Origin of the sequence: Vibrio sp. dhg, from assembly GCF_003443775.1 — a bacterium.
In the GTDB taxonomy this organism is placed as follows: domain Bacteria; phylum Pseudomonadota; class Gammaproteobacteria; order Enterobacterales; family Vibrionaceae; genus Vibrio; species Vibrio natriegens.
Genome location: NZ_CP028943.1, coordinates 3,258,367 through 3,277,809 on the forward strand (window position 1 = coordinate 3,258,367; position 19,443 = coordinate 3,277,809).

General features: G+C 46.8%; 18 protein-coding genes. 12 read left to right on the forward strand and 6 right to left on the reverse strand.

All coding sequences use genetic code 11. The annotated features are described in order from the left end of the window. Positions 1-17: 17 nt before the first annotated feature. The gene (locus tag DBX26_RS15285) at positions 18-671 is read right to left on the reverse strand and encodes a hemolysin III family protein (RefSeq protein ID WP_065297568.1); all 654 of its coding nucleotides are present in this window, start codon (positions 669-671) and stop codon (positions 18-20) included. Between the two features lie 65 nt (positions 672-736). Next, positions 737-1,549 carry a sporulation protein gene (locus DBX26_RS15290; RefSeq protein WP_065297569.1) on the reverse strand — a complete coding sequence of 271 codons (813 nt, stop codon included), beginning with the start codon at positions 1,547-1,549 and terminating at the stop codon, positions 737-739. A 297-nt stretch (positions 1,550-1,846) separates the two neighbouring features. Between DBX26_RS15290 and DBX26_RS15295 the strand changes: the two genes are divergently transcribed. The 5 genes from DBX26_RS15295 (at position 1,847) to DBX26_RS15315 (ending at position 5,769) form a co-directional block, all read left to right on the forward strand. After that, the gene (locus DBX26_RS15295) at positions 1,847-2,014 is read left to right on the forward strand and encodes a hypothetical protein (protein WP_014233394.1); all 168 of its coding nucleotides are present in this window, start codon (positions 1,847-1,849) and stop codon (positions 2,012-2,014) included. Between the two features lie 110 nt (positions 2,015-2,124). After that, complete coding sequence (locus DBX26_RS15300) at positions 2,125-2,391, forward strand: YihD family protein (protein WP_065303042.1); 267 nt, start codon at positions 2,125-2,127, stop codon at positions 2,389-2,391. 279 nt (positions 2,392-2,670) lie between these two features. Beyond that, positions 2,671-4,092: a cytochrome c oxidase accessory protein CcoG gene (ccoG, locus tag DBX26_RS15305; RefSeq protein ID WP_118119675.1), complete on the forward strand. Its 1,422-nt coding sequence runs from the start codon at positions 2,671-2,673 to the stop codon at positions 4,090-4,092. A 54-nt stretch (positions 4,093-4,146) separates the two neighbouring features. Beyond that, complete coding sequence (locus tag DBX26_RS15310; protein ID WP_118119838.1) at positions 4,147-5,133, forward strand: serine/threonine protein kinase; 987 nt, start codon at positions 4,147-4,149, stop codon at positions 5,131-5,133. Positions 5,134-5,166: 33 nt separating this feature from the next. Next, positions 5,167-5,769, forward strand: coding sequence for a thiol:disulfide interchange protein DsbA/DsbL (locus tag DBX26_RS15315; protein ID WP_118119677.1), 603 nt, complete (start codon positions 5,167-5,169; stop codon positions 5,767-5,769). 43 nt (positions 5,770-5,812) lie between these two features. Here the strand turns inward: DBX26_RS15315 and DBX26_RS15320 are convergent, their stop codons facing one another. Further along, positions 5,813-6,691, reverse strand: coding sequence for an acyltransferase (locus tag DBX26_RS15320; protein WP_118119679.1), 879 nt, complete (start codon positions 6,689-6,691; stop codon positions 5,813-5,815). A 239-nt stretch (positions 6,692-6,930) separates the two neighbouring features. Here DBX26_RS15320 and DBX26_RS15325 point away from each other — a divergent pair, with 239 nt between their 5' ends. Continuing rightward, positions 6,931-7,887, forward strand: coding sequence for a DUF2860 domain-containing protein (locus DBX26_RS15325; RefSeq protein ID WP_118119681.1), 957 nt, complete (start codon positions 6,931-6,933; stop codon positions 7,885-7,887). Positions 7,888-7,918: 31 nt separating this feature from the next. Here the strand turns inward: DBX26_RS15325 and DBX26_RS15330 are convergent, their stop codons facing one another. Continuing rightward, the gene (locus DBX26_RS15330) at positions 7,919-9,442 is read right to left on the reverse strand and encodes a YifB family Mg chelatase-like AAA ATPase (RefSeq protein WP_118119683.1); all 1,524 of its coding nucleotides are present in this window, start codon (positions 9,440-9,442) and stop codon (positions 7,919-7,921) included. Between the two features lie 467 nt (positions 9,443-9,909). Here DBX26_RS15330 and ilvG point away from each other — a divergent pair, with 467 nt between their 5' ends. The 4 genes from ilvG (at position 9,910) to ilvA (ending at position 15,411) form a co-directional block, all read left to right on the forward strand. Beyond that, a complete protein-coding gene (gene ilvG, locus DBX26_RS15335; RefSeq protein WP_020333557.1) occupies positions 9,910-11,556 on the forward strand; it encodes an acetolactate synthase 2 catalytic subunit in 1,647 nt (548 codons plus the stop codon). 11 nt (positions 11,557-11,567) lie between these two features. After that, positions 11,568-11,852: an acetolactate synthase 2 small subunit gene (ilvM, locus tag DBX26_RS15340; protein ID WP_014233403.1), complete on the forward strand. Its 285-nt coding sequence runs from the start codon at positions 11,568-11,570 to the stop codon at positions 11,850-11,852. A gap of 167 nt (positions 11,853-12,019) precedes the next feature. Next, complete coding sequence (ilvD, locus tag DBX26_RS15345; RefSeq protein WP_020333559.1) at positions 12,020-13,861, forward strand: dihydroxy-acid dehydratase; 1,842 nt, start codon at positions 12,020-12,022, stop codon at positions 13,859-13,861. A 2-nt stretch (positions 13,862-13,863) separates the two neighbouring features. After that, positions 13,864-15,411, forward strand: coding sequence for a threonine ammonia-lyase, biosynthetic (gene ilvA / locus DBX26_RS15350; protein WP_014233405.1), 1,548 nt, complete (start codon positions 13,864-13,866; stop codon positions 15,409-15,411). 47 nt (positions 15,412-15,458) lie between these two features. Here the strand turns inward: ilvA and punR are convergent, their stop codons facing one another. After that, the gene (gene punR / locus DBX26_RS15355) at positions 15,459-16,361 is read right to left on the reverse strand and encodes a DNA-binding transcriptional activator PunR (RefSeq protein WP_014233406.1); all 903 of its coding nucleotides are present in this window, start codon (positions 16,359-16,361) and stop codon (positions 15,459-15,461) included. 153 nt (positions 16,362-16,514) lie between these two features. On the opposite strand from punR, the gene punC reads away from it, so the two are divergent. Further along, positions 16,515-17,714: a purine nucleoside transporter PunC gene (punC, locus tag DBX26_RS15360; RefSeq protein ID WP_118119685.1), complete on the forward strand. Its 1,200-nt coding sequence runs from the start codon at positions 16,515-16,517 to the stop codon at positions 17,712-17,714. A 63-nt stretch (positions 17,715-17,777) separates the two neighbouring features. On the opposite strand, the gene DBX26_RS15365 is transcribed toward punC, so the two are convergent. After that, entirely contained in the window at positions 17,778-18,554 is a 777-nt protein-coding gene (locus tag DBX26_RS15365; RefSeq protein ID WP_118119687.1) for a transporter substrate-binding domain-containing protein, read from the reverse strand. 115 nt (positions 18,555-18,669) lie between these two features. On the opposite strand from DBX26_RS15365, the gene DBX26_RS15370 reads away from it, so the two are divergent. Beyond that, positions 18,670-19,413, forward strand: coding sequence for an amino acid ABC transporter permease (locus DBX26_RS15370; RefSeq protein WP_118119840.1), 744 nt, complete (start codon positions 18,670-18,672; stop codon positions 19,411-19,413). Positions 19,414-19,443: the final 30 nt, after the last annotated feature.

Sequence of the window (19,443 nt, forward strand, 5' to 3'; positions counted from 1 at the left end):
AGCTGATTTAGCCAAGCTTAGATCGGCTCGACAAAATAGTAGATAGCGAAGAAGTGGCACACGCACCCCGCCAGAACAAAGCCGTGCCAAATCGCATGATTAAATGGAATACGTTTAGCCACGTAGAAAATAACACCAAGAGAATAGATCAAGCCACCTGCGGCTAGCAGCGTCAGACCTCCGATATCTAGGTTGATCGCCAACTCATAGATAACAATCAGCGATAACCAGCCCATCACCAGATAGCTCGTCAGTGACAGATGCTTAAAGCGATGAATGAACGCGACCTTCATGATGATGCCAAGCAAGGCAATACTCCAAATCACGATCATCAAACCAATCGCGAGAGGCGTACGTAAGCTCACCAATAAAAACGGCGTGTAGCTACCCGCTATCAATAAGTAGATAGCGCAATGGTCAAACGTTTTCAGCCAGCGTTTAGCTTTCGGGTGCGGAATAGCATGGTAGAGTGTTGATGCGAGAAACAGCACAATAATACTTGAGCCGTAGATCGCCATGCTGGTTATGGTCAGGGTATCAGCTTGCTGATCCAATGCTCTTACTAGCAGCAGAATCAGCCCTACAATACCTAGAACCATCCCGAGGCCATGGGTGAGAGAATTGGCAAATTCTTCACTCTGACTGTATTCAGGTTTCTGTGATGATGACATCGAAGCACCTATACTAGAGCGTGTGATTTCACTCTAGTATGGCACATTAGGCGTACACGTGTAAGCTAAAATTCAGAGTCGTGAGCGGCCGTAGTTTGGTCGAGATAATTTAGCACCATCTCTCCCACATCTTCAGGGCTGGTCGTCACTGGAATCGTCAGTTCTCGGTTGAGCTTACCGCTTCCGAGCAAGCTTGCCAGCATCCCTCCAGCACCGCTGCGCGTGCGGTCGACTTCAAACCATAGTTTCAACTCGTCCTCGCTGCGATGGGCAACAAATTCCAACTCACGCCATACACCATGGTACGGCCCATCAGTTGGCACCATTTCAAATTCCTGAACAAATGGCAGATCGAAACCATTCACTTCTTCACACTCCACTTGGCGAATACGTAATCCTTGCGCTTCAAATGCCGACAAAATGGCGTCCATAAGCGGATCAGGTCGAATGGTGAGCGTGTCTTTATCGGTTGGATCAAGTGAGGCGGCAACGTCCAACCCTGTTTCAAGCCATACTTTCGCATCGCCAATCGTGACTGGGGTATTCCAGGGAACATCGAGCTTCACATCAAAGGTACGCTCTTCTGCGGAATGAATGGTGAACGAGTAAGGGAGGCTCCATTCAGCCAAGACATGAGTCTGTGGCACTCGACGCATGTTATGCCCTTCTCGAGAGCCTCGGTCATCAGGTGCCTCAGCAATGTAGCGACAACAGAGCTTCATATCGATGTTATCGATCTTTTGTTCTGTCGCTCCACCATAAACATGGATAGACACATCCACACTCTGACCGGGGTATATCACATCCTGATTGAGGATCGAATCTACCTTAGCACTGCCGATACCAAAACTCGCAAGTGTCTTCTTTAAAAATGACATATGCACCTCCTTTGTAGAGATCTCATACTACTACTGCTGATCAGGGGATCAAAACAAATTTTTGCACTCATTTTCGGTTTAAAATGACAAAATCGAAAGAATTCAATTGCTCAAGTATCGACCAATTATAACAAGAGTGCTAACCTATTATTTGATATGCATGCATATCGTTATTCCTGACTCACTAACTGGATTGGCGCGAGCCAAAAGAGCGAAGCTTTAAGCAGTTTGAGACTAGCTCGTAGTGCTTCAGGGCATTAGAACGGCAATGGATATGCCTGACAGTTAGGTAACTAAATGCGCCCAACAACAGTCAGGTTCGCACACACCAATAGTAGTGCAATGCGTCGCCGCAGTGGCTTTGCTGCTGCACCAAAGGCACACCAAGTTGCGCCTGCTAAAACATTGGTTGAGAAAAAAGCGGTAACGTCGAAAGCTCCGTCCAAAGTTATCAAAGCAGCTTAATAAAAAGCGCGGCATCAGCTGCGCTTTTTCTTTTCCTCTCACGCCTATTTGTATCCTCTCTACAATTTGATACCTTAAACAAAATACCTATAAAATTTGTGGAGAAAGAAATGAAGTGTCATCGTATCGAAGAGCTACTTGAGCTGTTAGAGCCAGAGTGGCAAAAAGACCAAGACATGAATCTGCTACAGTTCATTATCAAGCTGTCTGAAGAAGCCGGTTATGAGGGCAAACTGGAAGACCTCACCGACGATGTTCTGATCTACCATTTGAAAATGCGTAACAGCAGTAAAGATGAAATGATCCCAGGTTTGAAAAAAGACCAGGAAGACGATTTCAAAACGGCTCTGTTGCGTGCACGTGGCATCATCAAATAAACCACCCACCGGCAAAATTCCAAGCGACTCAATTGAGTCGCTTTTTTACAACCGAACGTAAGAGATAATAGGAAGTTAAAACTGTTCAGCCAATTATCAGGTTAACTGTGCTGACTTTTGTTGTTAAACATTGACTACGTTAAAGAAAAGGAAATGTTATTGGTTGTATAATCACCGTTTATCAGCATTAACTAAAATAGTTAACGAATAGCAATGTCATAGAGCGACATCATCAGAAATGACGCCGAACATTATAAAAAGCCTAAGAAGGATGAGTACATGAGTCAGGATAAAATCGACATTAAAGATGTGACTCCGAAAACTTTTAACCCCAAAACCCACAAAGGTAACGGGGATCGTTTTAACCCAAGCAATCGCATCTATGTACGTGAAAGTAAAGGAACCTATCAAAAACTAAGACGCTACGGCGGCTGGTTTTTACTGCTACTGTTTGCTTTGACACCTTGGATTCCGTACGGAGATCGCCAAGCGATTTTATTGGATATCGGTAATCAGCAGTTCAACTTTTTTGGCACCACACTCTATCCGCAAGATCTTACTCTGCTGGCACTGCTGTTTGTTATCGGGGCATTTGGTCTGTTCTTCATCACCACCTTTTTAGGTCGGGTCTGGTGTGGTTATCTATGTCCACAAACCGTCTGGACTTTCATGTACATCTGGTTTGAAGAAAAACTCGAAGGCAGTGCGAATAAGCGCCGTAAACAAGACGCCAATAAGCTCACCGCCAACTTAGCCATGCGTAAAACGCTCAAGCATATCGCCTGGTTTTCGATAGCGCTGATCACCGGATTCACCTTTGTCGGTTACTTTGTGCCAATGAAGCAACTGGTGATCGATTTCTTCACGTTTAACTCCAGCTTCTGGCCTGTTTTCTGGGTGATGTTCTTTGCAATCTGTACCTACGGTAATGCCGGCTGGATGCGATCTATCATGTGTATTCACATGTGCCCTTACGCACGTTTCCAGTCCGCCATGTTCGACAAAGATACCTTTATCGTTGGTTACGACACCAAACGTGGTGAAAAACGCGGCCCACGCTCACGAAAGGCCGATCCAAAGCAACTTGGTTTGGGTGACTGTATCGACTGTGATTTATGTGTGCAGGTGTGCCCTACTGGCATCGATATCCGCGACGGTTTGCAATATGAGTGCATTAACTGTGGTGCTTGTATTGATGCGTGTGACCAAACCATGGATCGCATGGGTTATGAAAAAGGGTTGATCAACTACACCACCGAACACCGTTTATCTGGTAAACATACGAAGGTTATGCGTCCGAAACTGATCGGCTATGGTGCAGTATTCCTGATTATGATCGGCTTATTCTTCGCTCAAATTGCGTCCGTTGATCCGGCTGGTATGAGCGTGCTTCGAGACCGCAACCAACTGTTCCGCATCAATAGCGCGGGAGAAGTCGAGAATACTTATACGCTCAAAGTAATCAACAAGACCCAGCAAGTGCAAGAGTACCAACTGGATGTGAAAGGCATGAGCGATGTGAGCTGGTATGGAAAACAGACCATTCAGGTACAACCTGGAGAAGTATTGAACTTACCAATGAGTCTTGGCGCAGATCCTGACAAGCTAAACTCTGCGATAACCACAATTCAGTTTATACTCACCGATAAGAGCAATGAATTCACCATCGAAGTGGAAAGCCGGTTTATCAAGAAACTCTGATTTCAAATTCGATGACTAACGGAAAAAGGCTCAGTAATGAGCCTTTTTATTTATATGTCCCAAGGTACGTTTAACTTTGACGCACTCACACCCGATTTTATGTGGTATGCGTTAGAAAGCATTGGTATTCGCGCGGAATCTGGCTTTCTCCCTCTCAACAGTTATGAAAACCGCGTTTATCAGTTTACCGATGAAGAGCGTCGCCGCTATGTGGTGAAGTTCTACCGCCCTGAGCGTTGGAGCAACGAACAAATTCAGGAAGAGCACGATTTCACTTTAGAGCTTATCGAAAACGAAATCCCGGTCGCTCCACCTGTCATTCTTAACGGTCAAACATTACATCACTACCAAGGCTACGGTTTTGCCCTGTTTGAAAGTGTTGGCGGACGCCAGTTTGAAGTCGACAATCTAGATCAACTGGAAGGCGTCGGTCGATTTTTAGGTCGAATCCATAAGGTTGGCGGTAAAAAGACCTTTCAACACAGGCCAAGCATCGGTTTACAAGAATACCTCTATCAGCCTAGAGAGATTTTGCAAAATTCGAACATGATTCCAATGCATCTGGAGAACAGCTTCTTTAACGACCTGGATATCCTGATCAAAGCTATCGAAAACCACTGGCAGGACAGCTTTAGCACTATTCGTCTGCATGGCGACTGCCATCCAGGTAATATTCTTTGGCGCGATGGACCGATGTTCGTCGACCTGGATGACGCCCGAAACGGACCCGCAGTACAAGATTTGTGGATGCTGTTGAATGGTGAGCGACAAGATAAGCTGATGCAGCTGGATATCGTTCTGGAAGCTTATCAAGAGTTTTGTGATTTTAACTCCGCAGAATTGAAACTAATTGAACCACTTCGCGGTCTACGAATGGTGCATTACATGGCATGGTTAGCAAAACGTTGGCACGACCCTGCATTTCCGTTGGCTTTTCCATGGTTTAATGAGCCAAAATATTGGGAAGGTCAGGTTCTTGGCTTTAAAGAGCAGATTGCCAACTTAGAAGAAGCACCCCTTTCTTTAATGCCTCAATGGTAAGTCAGCCAACTAATTCAAAATGGAGATATATAAATGAAAAAGCTGTTCGCACTGTTTTCTATGCTGATGCTGAGCCTTTCAGCACAAGCCGCACAATTCAACGAAGGTGAACACTACAAAGTATTAGATCTAGAGGCTTCTAATAAGCCTGTAGTGACTGAATTCTTCTCATTTTACTGCCCACACTGTAATTCGTTTGAGCCAATTATTCAGCAACTTAAAAATCAGTTACCTGAAGGCGTGAAGCTACAAAAGAACCACGTATCCTTTATGGGTGGCAGCATGGGCCCTTCAATGAGCAAAGCATTCGCAACTATGGTTGCGCTTAAGGTTGAAGATAAAATGGTACCTGTGATGTTTAACCGCATTCACAATTTGCGCAAAGCGCCGCGCGACGATGCGGAACTGCGTCAAATCTTCTTAGATGAAGGTGTGGACGAGAAGAAGTTCGACTCAGCATTCAAAGGTTTTGCTGTCGACTCTATGGTTCGTCGTATGGACAAACAGTTTGAAGACAGTGGCCTGACAGGTGTTCCGGCAGTGATTGTAAACAACAAATACCTGGTACAAGCGCAAAGCATCAAAACCATGGATGAGTACTTTGCTCTGGTAAACTACTTATTAGAACTTAAATAATCCGTCTAGATTGCACAAAGGGGAGCTTCGGCTCCCCTTTGTTTTATCTGTGTATCTCTTGCAGTAACTGGTCTTTCTCTTGCCAGACATCACCCAACCACTGCTGAAACTGACGCTTGTAGGGTTTATCGTTAAAGTAATCACCCTGCACTTGTTCATCGACCGGCAGTACCTTCACACGAACCACTATCTTGCTCATACGGCCCATTAACATGTCTCTGAATGGTTTATGGGTATTTTCCGGATAAGCCAACGTGACATCAATAATACTATCAAACTGATCACCCATCGCAGCCAGCGTGTAAGCGATGCCACCAGACTTTGGCTGCAACAAATGTTGATATCGTGCTTTGCTCTGGCGTTGCTTTTCTAGTGTAAAACGCGTGCCTTCTACGTAATTGACTACCGTCGTGGGAGTATGCTTAAACTTAGCGCAAGAGCGACGCGTGGTTGCCAAATCCTGACCACGCTTATGCGGGTTACGGATAAGATATTCGCGCGAATAACGACGCATAAACGGCATATCCAGAGCCCAGCAAGCCATGCCAATAAATGGTACATACAACAGTTGCTGTTTGAGGAAAAACTTTGGCATTGGGATACGATCTTTAAACACACAACACAGCACCACAATGTCAGTCCAACTCAGATGATTGCTGATCAAAAGGTACCAACCATCTTTCTTTAGCTCATCGCCACCTTGCACATCCCATTCAACGCGATTGGACAGCGCGAGTATCCCCGCATTTACCGTTGCCCACGCCCACATCACCTTGTTAGCGGCTTCGGTTCCCTTCGCTTTTAGCTTTACGCCTGGAATTAACAGTTTAATCACGGCGATAAAGCAAATAACCAATGAACAGATCGCCGAATTGATTATGACTAGAGACGCATTAAGAAGAAGTAACAAATATGCCAACATGATAACAGCGCTAAGGTGTGAGTAATAAAACAGCGTGTAATTATACTGTCACATTGCTACATTGAAACATTTATGAGAATGGTCTGATTAGTTACCACTTATCCGCTTGACCTTGCACAATATGAAATAAAGGGAATATATTGTTGTATCAGTTGGGCAAAGAAATTAAGCCACTCTCCAATACAAATAAACGCTCAACCATTGCTCGAACCATTCATTCGCAAATAGGGAGATCATGAATGAAACCAAGACTAACGGTCTTGACCTTGGCCTTTATCGTCAGTTCAGCTCAAGCTCAGCTCGCAGAAACCGCTGGATTCAGCGGTGAGATTTCACTTAACGCTGCCTTTATTGCATCAGAATCTAACTTTAATACCGATAACAACAAGACCATCGATTCACTCAATCACAGTGCAGACAGCGATAGCTCGGTAGTCGCAGCGCCGCTTGGAAACATCGCCTATACCTTCGGTACGCAGCTCAACCAGCAAGTCTATGCAGGTACCACTCGCTCAGATGTGGCCATTGGAACACTTGCATTTCAGCTAGGCTATCAATACCAATTGCCATCAGGCACCGTACTCGATGTATCGTACTTGCCAACCATATTAGAAGGCGAAACCTGGCGTAATCCGTATCAGGTGGGCGTGGCTAGGCGCACAACCGATGAGGGCGGTAACGCGTACCGTTTTCAGGTTAAAGGGCTGATTGATAAAAACTTCAATCTTGATCTTGCCTATGCCAACAAAGAAATTGATAAAGAGGAAGTGACGGATCGCTCGTTGACTCGTGATGCTGATATTTACTACATTAAAGGTGACTATCGAATTTCGCTTGATCGGACTTCCATCCTGCAACCTGCATTTACTTACATTAACCAAGATGCCGATGGTAAAGCAGAATCCTTCGACTCGTATGGGTTTGAACTGAGCTGGTTTAAGTTCATCAATCGTCACCGCTTAGCACTCACTGGTGGTTATACCCTTGAGGATTATCAATCTAAAAGCCAGACCTTCACCAAGACGCGCAGTGACGATACGTTGAGCCTGTTTGCCGCTTACGAATACCAAAATGTGTTTGATTGGCAAGACTGGTCTTTCATTTCATTCGCTGGCTATAGTCAAACCGACTCAAACATTACTTTCTATGACGAGAAGGAATACCTGTTCTCGTTAGGCTTCAGCTATCGCTTTTAATTCGCTGGCCGCTATTTTGGGTAAGGACTGATTACACAGCCTGAGCAGTAAGCTGTTTCAGTAATCGGTCCATTGCTCGATATCCAAGGGCTTCCGCCAGATGGGAGCGCTCAATCCGCTCTTCCCCATCCAGATCAGCAATAGTGCGGGCAACTTTAATGATTCGGTGATACGCACGAATGGACAGTCCCAGTCTGTGTAAGGCTGTCTCCAGAAACTCAGCATCACTTTTTTGTAATGGGCAAAACGCTTCTATCTCACGACTACCCAGCAAAGCGTTCACCTTACCGCTGCGATTTAACATCTGCTGACGTGCGTCATTCACGCGCTCTTTCACAACCACTGTTGGCTCACCGCGGTCCCCACCCTCAGATAATGTGCCCTTTGGCAAAGCAGGAATTTCCAGAGACATATCGAATCGATCCAGTAGCGGTCCCGACAGACGACCTAAATAACGCAGAATGGCTTGTGGGTTAGTGCGTGCCTGATTGCCTTCGTAGTAGCCAGTCGGGCTGGGGTTGAGAGCGCCCACCAGCTGAAAGCGGGCAGGAAATCGGGTTTTGCCCTGAGCCCGAGAGATGATAATTTCGCCCGACTCCAGCGGTTCTCGCAGCGAATCCAGCACCTTACGATCGAACTCCGGCATTTCATCCAGAAACAACAAGCCATTGTGAGCCAGAGAAATTTCTCCCGGCCTCGGAACCGAACCTCCGCCGACTAAAGCCGCCATCGAACTGGAGTGGTGTGGAGAACGAAACGGCCGTATCTTCCAGTTATGCTCATTGATTTCGCTTTGTGTTAATGACGCGACGGATGCGGTTTCCATCGCTTCATCATCACTCATTTCAGGTAACAAATCGCATAAGCGCGACGCTAACATGGTTTTTCCGGTACCGGGTGGTCCTAAAAATAATAAGTTATGGTTACCTGCCGCCGCGATCTCAAGCGCTCGCTTACCCTGTTGCTGGCCAATGATGTCCTGTAAATCTCGGTTATGGCTTTGTGGTGTTTTACGCTTAGGTGATATATGCAAATTAAGCCGATGTTGACCACACAATTCAGCACACACCTCAAGCAGCGACTGAGCGGATTTATGCTGTTCTTTACCCACCAGCGCCGCCTGATCACCATTCACATGTGGCACGACCAAATGGCGCTGAAACTTGCTTGCAGCGAGTGCGGCAGGTAGCACCCCTTTTACTGGCCTTAAGCCTCCAGACAAAGCTAACTCACCAACAAATTCGTAGTTTTTGAGCTTATCTGTCGCGATTTGCTCTGAAGCGGCCAAAATACCCAGCGCAATGGGTAAATCAAAGCGTCCACCCTCTTTGGGTAGATCCGCCGGAGCTAAGTTGACCGTAATGCGCTTGGCAGGAAATTGAAAATTGGAATTGATAATGGCACTGCGTACCCGATCTTTCGATTCTTTTACCGTGGTTTCTGGCAGCCCAACCAGAGTAAAGCCCGGCATACCGTTACTAATATGTACTTCCACACTAACTGACGGCGCTTGTACACCGACGCTTGCCCGACTATGAATGATTGCCAGCCCCATACGATCCCCAACCAGTTATTGATTGCTTTATAAACAAATGTTTTCACTATGTGTTTATGTTATATACCGCGTCTTAATTGGGAGTTAATGTGAAAAAAGAATGACTTTTTGCTTGTCATGCAGAGGAATTGTGTGATACCACTAATGACGCAAACAATTTCGTAGAACATTACACAACAAAATTTAACGAAAACAGAACGACAGACAGATGAATCTTTTCGCTTACATTAACTCACTGCTAGCCCTGATTATCGTGGTCATTATTGGCACCGCGCGGGGTATTGTGGGCGAAAGATAACCACAAATTACAAAAAACCCCCGCACTGAAAGGTCCGGGGGTTTTTTTACAACTACAAGTTGTCATCTGTCTAACCCTTAGACAGTTTAACGGGAAGAATGGGAGTGCACATGAAGTGCAAAACAAATGGTAATAGCTACGAGCCGCAACGTAGCAAAGGAGGTTTACGATGACTGGTGCACAACTTGTCGTAGCCGCTTTAAGACAGCAAGGTATCAAGACCATCTTTGGTTACCCCGGTGGGGCGATCATGCCAATCTACGATGCTTTGTATGACGGAGGTGTAGAGCACATCTTATGTCGTCATGAACAAGGGGCAGCCATGGCTGCAATCGGTATGGCTCGCTCGACTCAGGACGTTGCAGTTTGTATGGCAACTTCTGGCCCTGGCGCGACCAACCTAGTGACCGGCCTTGCCGACGCTTTCCTTGATTCAGTTCCACTGGTAGCCATCACAGGTCAGGTTGCCAGCTCTCATATCGGTACCGACGCTTTCCAGGAAATGGATGTGATTGGTATGTCTCTAGCCTGTACTAAGCACAGCTATCTGGTTACCGAGATCGAAGATCTTGCCCCGACTCTGGCTGAAGCCTTTGAAGTAGCGAAAACCGGACGTCCGGGTCCTGTCATTGTTGATATCGCGAAAGATGTTCAACTCGCTCAAGCACCAACCGATTTACTGACTCCATACGTTGCTCCAGCAATTGAAGATGTCGCTGCCGAAGATATTAAACGTGCGCAAGAAGTGCTAGCAGCTTCTACTCGCCCGGTTTTATACGTGGGTGGTGGTGTTCAGTTAGCGAAAGCGACCGATGCAGTACGAGAGTTCTTACGTCTGAACCCGATGCCAGCGGTAAGCACTCTGAAAGGCCTAGGCACGATTGAACGCCATGACCCTCACTATCTAGGCATGTTAGGCATGCACGGCACTAAAGCGGCCAACCTCGTCGTTCAGGAAGCCGATCTGCTGATTGTGGTCGGTGCACGCTTTGACGACCGTGTGACGGGCAAGCTTGATACTTTTGCACCCAATGCGAAAGTGATTCACATCGATATCGATGCGGCAGAAATTCATAAATTGCGCCACGCAAACGCACCACTACGTGGCGATATCAATACCATTCTTCCTCAGCTTGAACTTACACAAGACATCACACCTTGGGTTCACCACAGTGAAAGCTTACGCAGTGGCTTCAAGTGGCGTTACGACCATCCGGGTGAACTGATCTACGCACCACTGCTGCTTAAGCAGTTGTCTGACATGATGCCGGATAGCTCTATCGTCTCAACAGACGTAGGCCAACACCAAATGTGGGCAGCGCAGCATATTCAGCCACGTGATCCACAAAACTTCATCACTTCTGCCGGTCTGGGCACCATGGGTTTTGGTCTTCCAGCCGCAATGGGCGCTGCAGTCGCACGTCCGGATGATCAGTCTATCCTTATTACTGGTGACGGTTCATTTATGATGAACGTACAGGAATTAGGTACGCTAAAACGTCGCCAGATTCCGGTGAAGATTGTTCTTCTTAACAACCAACGTCTTGGCATGGTCCGCCAATGGCAGTCATTGTTCTTTGATGGCCGACACAGTGAAACTATCCTTGATGACAACCCTGACTTCGTGATGCTGGCAAAAGCATTCGACATTCCGGGCAAAACCATCACCAAAAAAGAAGAAGTGGAACCGGCTCTGAAAGAGATGCTGGAAAGCAAAACTTCTTACATGCTTCACGTGTTAATCGACGAAGAAGAAAACGTGTGGCCTTTGGTGCCACCTGGCGCATCAAACAGTGATATGTTGGAAAACACCTAGGAGACGATCACATGGACAGATATTTACTCGACATCAAAGCCGATGACAAACCGGTATTGTTAGAGCGCGTTCTACGTGTGATTCGTCACCGAGGCTTCGTGATCAAACAAGTTGCTGCGACTCAAAACCACGAAAGTAAAGTTGCCAGTGTGGAAATCATCGTCGACAGCGATCGACCAATCTCATTTTTGATCAATCAAATTGAAAAACTGTGGGATGTTCGCAAAGTTGAGGTACTAAAAATCCGCAACGATGAACTGCCAAATCACAACTTACAACAACAGGTAAGTGCATAAGAGCCCTGTGGCAACAAGCGAAACAATGGAAATGGACAGCGCCGAGCGTTGTCCAACAACTAAACTACTGCAAGAGGCCGACGATGGCCTATTTAACAGCACCACGAAAGAGAAGTGGGCTGTTTAGACTGTGTGTACTCAGAGCAGAAGTAAGAAGGAATTAGGAAATGCCAAAATATAGATCAGCAACCACCACACATGGTCGTAACATGGCGGGCGCACGCGCGCTTTGGCGTGCAACTGGCGTAAAAGATGAAGACTTTGGTAAGCCAATCATCGCTGTGGTGAACTCGTTTACTCAATTTGTACCTGGCCACGTACACCTGAAAGATATGGGTCAATTGGTTGCAGGTGAAATCGAAAAAGCAGGTGGCATCGCAAAAGAATTCAATACCATTGCTGTCGACGACGGTATCGCAATGGGTCACGGCGGTATGCTTTACTCACTGCCTTCACGTGAATTGATTGCCGACTCTGTAGAGTACATGGTCAATGCACACTGTGCCGATGCTATGGTGTGTATCTCTAACTGTGACAAAATCACTCCAGGAATGATGATGGCCGCTATGCGCCTGAACATTCCGGTTATCTTTGTTTCTGGCGGCCCTATGGAAGCTGGTAAAACCAAGCTTTCTGATCAAATCATCAAGCTAGATTTGGTTGATGCGATGATCCAGGGCGCAGATCCAACCGTGTCAGATCAACAGAGCGAACAGGTAGAACGCTCGGCTTGTCCAACCTGTGGCTCATGCTCAGGCATGTTTACCGCCAACTCAATGAACTGCCTGACAGAAGCGCTAGGCCTCTCTCAACCAGGCAATGGTTCGATGCTGGCAACACACGCAGATCGTGAACAACTGTTTATTAACGCTGGTAAACGTATCGTTGATCTGACTCGACGCTACTACGAACAAGATGACGAGTCCGCCTTACCACGCAACATTGCTAACCGCGACGCCTTTGAAAACGCAATGGCGCTGGACATCGCAATGGGTGGCTCAAGCAACACCGTTTTACACCTTTTAGCTGCGGCTCAGGAAGGTGAAATAGACTTCGATATGAACGATATCGATGAAATGTCTCGTCGCGTACCACACTTGTGTAAAGTGGCGCCATCGACACAGAAATACCACATGGAAGATGTACACCGTGCGGGTGGCGTAATGGCTATCTTAGGTGAACTCGACCGTGCTGGTTTGCTAAACGGCAGTACGAGTACGGTATTGGGCATGACTATGCAGCAGCAGCTTGCCGAGTACGACATCATGCAAACGGAAAACGAAGAAGTACTTAAGTTCTTCCGAGCAGGCCCTGCGGGTATCCGCACCACCCAAGCATTCTCACAAGACTGCCGCTGGGATCGCCTAGACGATGACCGTGAAAATGGCTGTATCCGTTCAAAAGAGAACGCATTCAGTCAAGAAGGTGGCCTAGCCGTTCTCTCAGGCAACATTGCGGTTGATGGCTGTATAGTCAAAACGGCTGGTGTTGATGAGGAAAACCTTAAGTTCCAAGGCCCTGCGATTGTTTTTGAAAGCCAAGATTCAGCAGTTGATGGCATCTTAGGTGGTAAAGTTAAAGCGGGTGAAGTCGTAGTTATTCGTTATGAAGGTCCTAAAGGCGGTCCGGGTATGCAGGAAATGCTCTACCCAACTACTTACCTGAAATCGATGGGATTAGGCAAATCTTGTGCCTTGCTAACAGATGGTCGCTTCTCAGGTGGCACATCGGGTCTGTCAATTGGTCATGCATCCCCAGAAGCAGCCAGTGGCGGTACGATTGGCTTGGTTCAAGATGGCGACATCATCACCATTGATATCCCAAGTCGCTCTATCACCCTCGATGTAGCAGAAGATGAGCTGGCAGCACGTCGTGCAAAACAAGATGAACTCGGTTGGAAACCAGTTGATCGCCAACGTGAAGTTTCTTTTGCACTTAAAGCGTACGCTAGCATGGCAACCAGTGCTGACAAAGGTGCAGTACGAGACAAGTCTAAGCTAGAGGGCTAGCAATGATGGAATCTCAACCCGCAAAGAAAGTAAATCAAACTGGCGCAGACTATCTGCGCCAAATCCTGCGTGCGCCAGTTTATGAAGTCGCAACGGTTACGCCACTGCAAGATATGCCGCGTCTGTCGGCACGCATTGGCAACAATGTGCAAATCAAACGTGAAGATCGCCAGCCAGTGCACTCTTTCAAGCTGCGTGGCGCTTACAACATGGTTGCCAGCCTGTCTGAAGAGCAAAAAGCTGCTGGTGTCATTGCTGCGTCGGCGGGCAACCATGCTCAAGGGATGGCGTTATCGGGCACTAAACTAGGCATCAAAACCACGATCGTAATGCCAAAAACCACGCCGGACATCAAGGTTGATGCGGTACGTAGCTTTGGTGGTAACGTTGTGCTGCATGGCAACAACTTTGATGAAGCAAAAGCAGAAGCTGAACGCCTGTCAGAAGAACATGGCTACACCTTTGTGCCACCGTTCGATCATCCATTGGTGATTGCTGGTCAAGGCACCATTGGTATGGAAATGCTGCAGCAAAATGGCCATCTGGACTACATCTTTGTTCCGGTTGGCGGTGGTGGTCTGGCGGCAGGTGTCGCGGTATTGGTTAAACAACTGATGCCGGAAATCAAAGTGATTGCTGTCGAGCCAGAAGATTCTTCTTGTTTGAAAGCTGCCTTAGATGCCGGAGAGCCTGTCGTACTTGATCAAGTCAGTATGTTTGCCGATGGTGTGGCGGTAAAACGCATCGGTGAAGAGACATTCCGTTTATGTCAGAAATACATTGATGGGCATATTGCGGTATCAAGCGACGAAATCTGCGCAGCCGTGAAAGATATCTTTGAAGATACACGAGCGATAGCAGAGCCTTCAGGCGCGCTTGCTCTGGCAGGTTTGAAGAAGTTTGCTGAACAGAACAAACTCAAAGACAAAAACCTCGGTACAGTACTGTCTGGTGCCAACACCAACTTCCATGGCTTACGTTATGTCTCTGAACGTTGTGAACTAGGTGAAAAGCGTGAAGGCTTACTCGCTGTCACGATCCCAGAACGCCAAGGCGCTTTCTTTGAGTTTTGTAACTTGATTGGTGGCCGAGCGGTTACTGAGTTCAACTACCGTTACAACGATGATGAACTGGCAAACATCTTTGTTGGTGTACGTCTTCAGGGCGGCCAGGAAGAGCTGGATCATATTATTCGCGATCTACGCGAAGGTGGTTATCCGGTGGTGGATCTATCTGATGATGAAATGGCAAAGCTACACATTCGCTACATGATCGGTGGAAAACCTTCCAAGAAGCTCAAGGAACGTCTTTACAGCTTCGAGTTTCCGGAATATCCGGGCGCGCTGCTGAAGTTCTTAAGCACACTTGGTACCCACTGGAATATCAGCCTGTTTAACTACCGCAACCATGGTGCAGATTACGGGCGTGTTCTTTGTGGTTTCGAGCTAGATGAAAGCGATTTAGCCCAATTTTCCGCACATTTACGCGAACTTGGCTACCAGTGTAAAGACGAAACGGATAACCCATCCTATAAGTTCTTCTTATCATAAACAGCCCAAAAAACACCTCGCTATAGCGAGGTGTTTTTATTTGATATTTAAGCCTGCAACCAATCCTGATGTAGCTGACTGGATGATCCTAAGTAATCCACCATCCATTGGATCAAATTATGGTTCTCATCTTTACGCCATACTAAACAACAACGGCTTACGGGCTTGTCGTCCGGTAGAACCTTCTCCACCAGCACGCCATCATTGATCAATGGCATTGCGATATGGCGCGGCATAAACCCGACCCCAACTCCATTTTTCAGACATTCAATCGCGGCGTACCAGTTTGGCAGTAATAGACGACGCTGATGGGGATAATGACCTGTGTGTCGCTTAGGCAATACGTTAGAAGTATCATCCAGGCAGATAGCAGGAAACTGGCTGACATAGGCTTCCGTTAACGCCTGCTGACGTACACAGGGATGCGCTGGAGACATAACGAATGCCCAGTCCAGCATTCCCATGTCTCTGACTTCAAAGTCACCACCAACCGGAATGGCACTTGTTGCTCCAATCACAATATCCGCCCGCCCCTGCGCAATTGCCTCCCAAGAGCCGTTAAACACTTCCATGTTGATCTGCAGCTCGGCAAACTCAAATTCGCGATAAAAATCTTCAATCAATGGTTTTAGCTTTTCCAGTTTCACCACGTTATCCAAAGTCAGCTTGAGCGTCGTCTGCCAGCCATGTGCCGCCCGGCGAGTCTGGGCTTTAACCTCTTCCATTTGACGCAATAACACTCGCGCCTCTGAGATAAACAACTCTCCCGCAGGTGTCAGCTCAACCTTTCTTGGCAAACGGCGAAACAGCACTACGTCCAGATCTTGCTCTACCTGACGGACACCATAACTGATTGCTGAAGGCACTTTGTGCAACACCTCAGCAGCAGCGGTAAAGCTCCCCAACCGGGCAACGGTATCCAGCATTTCTAATGAAGATTTGGAAAACATCACTAAGTACCTTTCAAATTTTTTGATTGATAGTGAACAATTTTAACGTTTTATTTTTTGTAAATCGAAAAATAGAATAAAAGAACAAGTAAATCAGGGTTGGCGCCAACTGATATTGGTTAAAAAGTAATTAAATAATTTGATTGGTTAATAATGAAAATATCAAAACTACAACTCGTTTATCTTGCAGTGCTGTCGATGCTTGGCTTTGTTGCTACCGACATGTACCTGCCAGCTTTTAAAGCAATGGAAATCGACTTCGCGACAGGTCCGGAACAAATTGCCCTGTCTCTTACCGTATTTTTAGGGGGAATGGCATTTGGTCAGCTGATGTGGGGGTTGGCTTCGGATAAGTTTGGCCACCGCAATACACTAGCCGCAGGTTTAGTTGTATTTACTCTTGCTTCATTCGGTCTGGCATTCTGCGATCAGGTTTGGCAGCTACTCACGCTGCGATTTGTCCAAGCTATCGGCGTCTGCGCACCAGCGGTTATCTGGCAAGCGATGGTTATTAAACGTTACTCGAGCAGCAGCCAGCAGATTTTCGCCACTATTATGCCTTTGGTTGCCTTATCACCAGCGCTTGCTCCTCAATTAGGTGTGGTACTTGCGGACAACTTTGGCTGGCACAGTATTTTTATCACTTTAACACTGGTTGGCGTATTGCTTGTCGTGGCAACCATGATGCAGAAAGACGAAAAGGTGGAAGTAAAGCAGACCAGCATCTCAACAGATATTAAAGCACTGCTGGGCTCTAAGACTTACCTTGGCAACGTGACTATGTTTGCCACCGCTTCTGCTGCATTCTTTGCTTACCTAACCGGTATGCCAGAAATCATGGCGCAACTGGGTTATGAAGCCAAAGACATTGGTATGAGCTTTATTCCACAAACTATTGCGTTCATGGCTGGTGGCTACTTAGGCAAAGTCGGTGTGCGAAAATATGGCGACAAAAACGTTTTACGCCAGTTGATAGGCTTATTTAGTGTCGCGGCACTGATGGTATTCGTTGCGTCACAATGGACGTTAACCTCTATCTGGCCAATTCTGGCGCCTTTCTGTCTGATCGCTGTCGCAAACGGTGCGCTATACCCAATCGTAGTAAACCGAGCGCTAGAGAGTGCTCATCAAAGCCCAGCAACCGCAGCTGGTTTGCAAAACAGCTTACAGATCTGCGTGAGTAGTCTTGCCAGCGCATTTGTTGCTGCGATGGCCAGCCAGGCTCAATCAGTCACTGGTATCGCGATTGTGATTTGTATGGCTGGTTTGTGGGTCGGCTACATTCTGTCTAATCGAGAGCTGGCTAAGCACTTTGCTGCACCAGACAATTCTCGCGTGGTCAGCGAAGAGTAACGCTAAACCAGAGTTCGATGACAACCTAGTTAACAAGAGCCGTTCTATACGGCTCTTTGCATTTTATAGGCTTTTTAAACCCCACTTTTCAGCAACTTGTTTGAAGAACCCTTGGGTTTCTTTCAGCTTCACCCAGTGATTGATGTAGTTAATCCAGACTTGATCATCTTGTGGCAGTAACATGGCTATCGGTGTTGGCCTGCGCGGCGTTTCAACTGGGACTATCGCCAACTGACTAAATTTCTCCACCAGCGTGGCGGCTTCTACATTCGACGTCACTGACACGTCAGCGCGGCGGGCTAATAGCTCCTGAAAATCTCGCGCGGGCGCTTCTATCACAATATGTTGCGCGGAAGGGAAAAACTCTTTCACCATCTTTTCTTGTACCGTGCCTAATGTCGCCGCGACTTTCACCTCAGAGTTATCAAAATCAGCCCAATCGGTATATTTCCCAAGATCGCTCTTCTGTACAACAGGCACAAACGCAAGATAAAAATAAGGCTGACTATATCCGGCCACTTTGGCACGTGACATATTTAATGACGCGCTTCCGGTGATGTCATACTTGTTGGCGGTAATTCCGTTCACCAACGTCTTCCAGTCTGTGGCTACGTATTCCACTTTTACCCCAAGATCTTTAGCTAGCTCCGTCATCACATCAATATCGAACCCTCGATAACTATTCGTTGCGGGATCTTTCATTGTCATCGGGTTCCAGTCACCCGTAGTGCCGACTCTCAATACCCCTTTATCTAAAATATCTTGAAGACGACTCTGGGCGTACGCAACTTGAGTCATGGTGAGTAAACATATGCCTAAAGTGAGCAAAATTTTTTTCATGTTTATTCCCTTAACATTAATGACCTTATACAGGTTACTGATTAACCTTTATTACAACCCCATTGAAAAACATAGCAGTAACAATGGAAATGTTTGGTTAATTCAGGAAATCAACGTGAATTATCGATATCTATGGCTCACCACTTCACTACCATTACTGACTGGCTGCTCTGATTATCAATGGGGCTGGTACGTGCTCGACCCCTCAACAGAACAAGGACGGACAAACCTTCGATTCCTGGTGTCTGGGTTTAATGACACGATTCAAGTATCACTTCTGAGTATGCTGTTTGCCATGACTCTGGGGTTACTCATCGCCTTACCCGCCCTATCTAATTCGCCTGCGCTTAAATGGATAAACCGTATTTATGTTGAAGTGATTCGCGCAATTCCGGTCCTGGTACTGCTGCTGTGGGTGTATTACGGCATGCCTACGTTACTTTCAGTCTCACTCAATCACTACTGGGCAGGCGTGATCGCGTTAACCATTGCAGAGAGTGCATTTATGGCAGAAGTGTTTCGTGGTGGGATTCAGGCAATCAGTCGCGGTCAGCATGAAGCGGCAGAGTCGATAGGTTTAAATTACTGGCAAAAGATGCGCTTGGTTATTTTGCCTCAGGCGTTCAGGCAAATATTACCGCCGCTGGGCAATCAGTTTGTCTATATCCTCAAAATGAGTTCACTGGTCAGTGTCATTGGACTGAGTGATCTTACACGTCGGGCTAACGAGCTGGTGGTCAATGAGTACTTACCATTAGAGATATACTCTTTCTTAGTGTTGGAGTACTTATTATTGATTCTCTTGGTCTCTCAGGCTGTACGCTGGCTGGAGAAACGCATCGCAATTCCAAGCTACTAATCCAAACAGTGTAATCGGAAAGGAAAACAA

Bases quoted from the DNA above. Each gene is read 5' to 3' on its own strand.
- DBX26_RS15285 (WP_065297568.1), bottom strand. From the start codon at position 671: ATGTCATCATCACAGAAACCTGAATACAGTCAGAGTGAAGAATTTGCC.
- DBX26_RS15290 (WP_065297569.1), bottom strand. From the start codon at position 1,549: ATGTCATTTTTAAAGAAGACACTTGCGAGTTTTGGTATCGGCAGTGCT.
- DBX26_RS15295 (WP_014233394.1), top strand. From the start codon at position 1,847: ATGCGCCCAACAACAGTCAGGTTCGCACACACCAATAGTAGTGCAATG.
- DBX26_RS15300 (WP_065303042.1), top strand. From the start codon at position 2,125: ATGAAGTGTCATCGTATCGAAGAGCTACTTGAGCTGTTAGAGCCAGAG.
- ccoG (WP_118119675.1), top strand. From the start codon at position 2,671: ATGAGTCAGGATAAAATCGACATTAAAGATGTGACTCCGAAAACTTTT.
- DBX26_RS15310 (WP_118119838.1), top strand. From the start codon at position 4,147: ATGTCCCAAGGTACGTTTAACTTTGACGCACTCACACCCGATTTTATG.
- DBX26_RS15315 (WP_118119677.1), top strand. From the start codon at position 5,167: ATGAAAAAGCTGTTCGCACTGTTTTCTATGCTGATGCTGAGCCTTTCA.
- DBX26_RS15320 (WP_118119679.1), bottom strand. From the start codon at position 6,691: ATGTTGGCATATTTGTTACTTCTTCTTAATGCGTCTCTAGTCATAATC.
- DBX26_RS15325 (WP_118119681.1), top strand. From the start codon at position 6,931: ATGAAACCAAGACTAACGGTCTTGACCTTGGCCTTTATCGTCAGTTCA.
- DBX26_RS15330 (WP_118119683.1), bottom strand. From the start codon at position 9,442: ATGGGGCTGGCAATCATTCATAGTCGGGCAAGCGTCGGTGTACAAGCG.
- ilvG (WP_020333557.1), top strand. From the start codon at position 9,910: ATGACTGGTGCACAACTTGTCGTAGCCGCTTTAAGACAGCAAGGTATC.
- ilvM (WP_014233403.1), top strand. From the start codon at position 11,568: ATGGACAGATATTTACTCGACATCAAAGCCGATGACAAACCGGTATTG.
- ilvD (WP_020333559.1), top strand. From the start codon at position 12,020: ATGCCAAAATATAGATCAGCAACCACCACACATGGTCGTAACATGGCG.
- ilvA (WP_014233405.1), top strand. From the start codon at position 13,864: ATGATGGAATCTCAACCCGCAAAGAAAGTAAATCAAACTGGCGCAGAC.
- punR (WP_014233406.1), bottom strand. From the start codon at position 16,361: ATGTTTTCCAAATCTTCATTAGAAATGCTGGATACCGTTGCCCGGTTG.
- punC (WP_118119685.1), top strand. From the start codon at position 16,515: ATGAAAATATCAAAACTACAACTCGTTTATCTTGCAGTGCTGTCGATG.
- DBX26_RS15365 (WP_118119687.1), bottom strand. From the start codon at position 18,554: ATGAAAAAAATTTTGCTCACTTTAGGCATATGTTTACTCACCATGACT.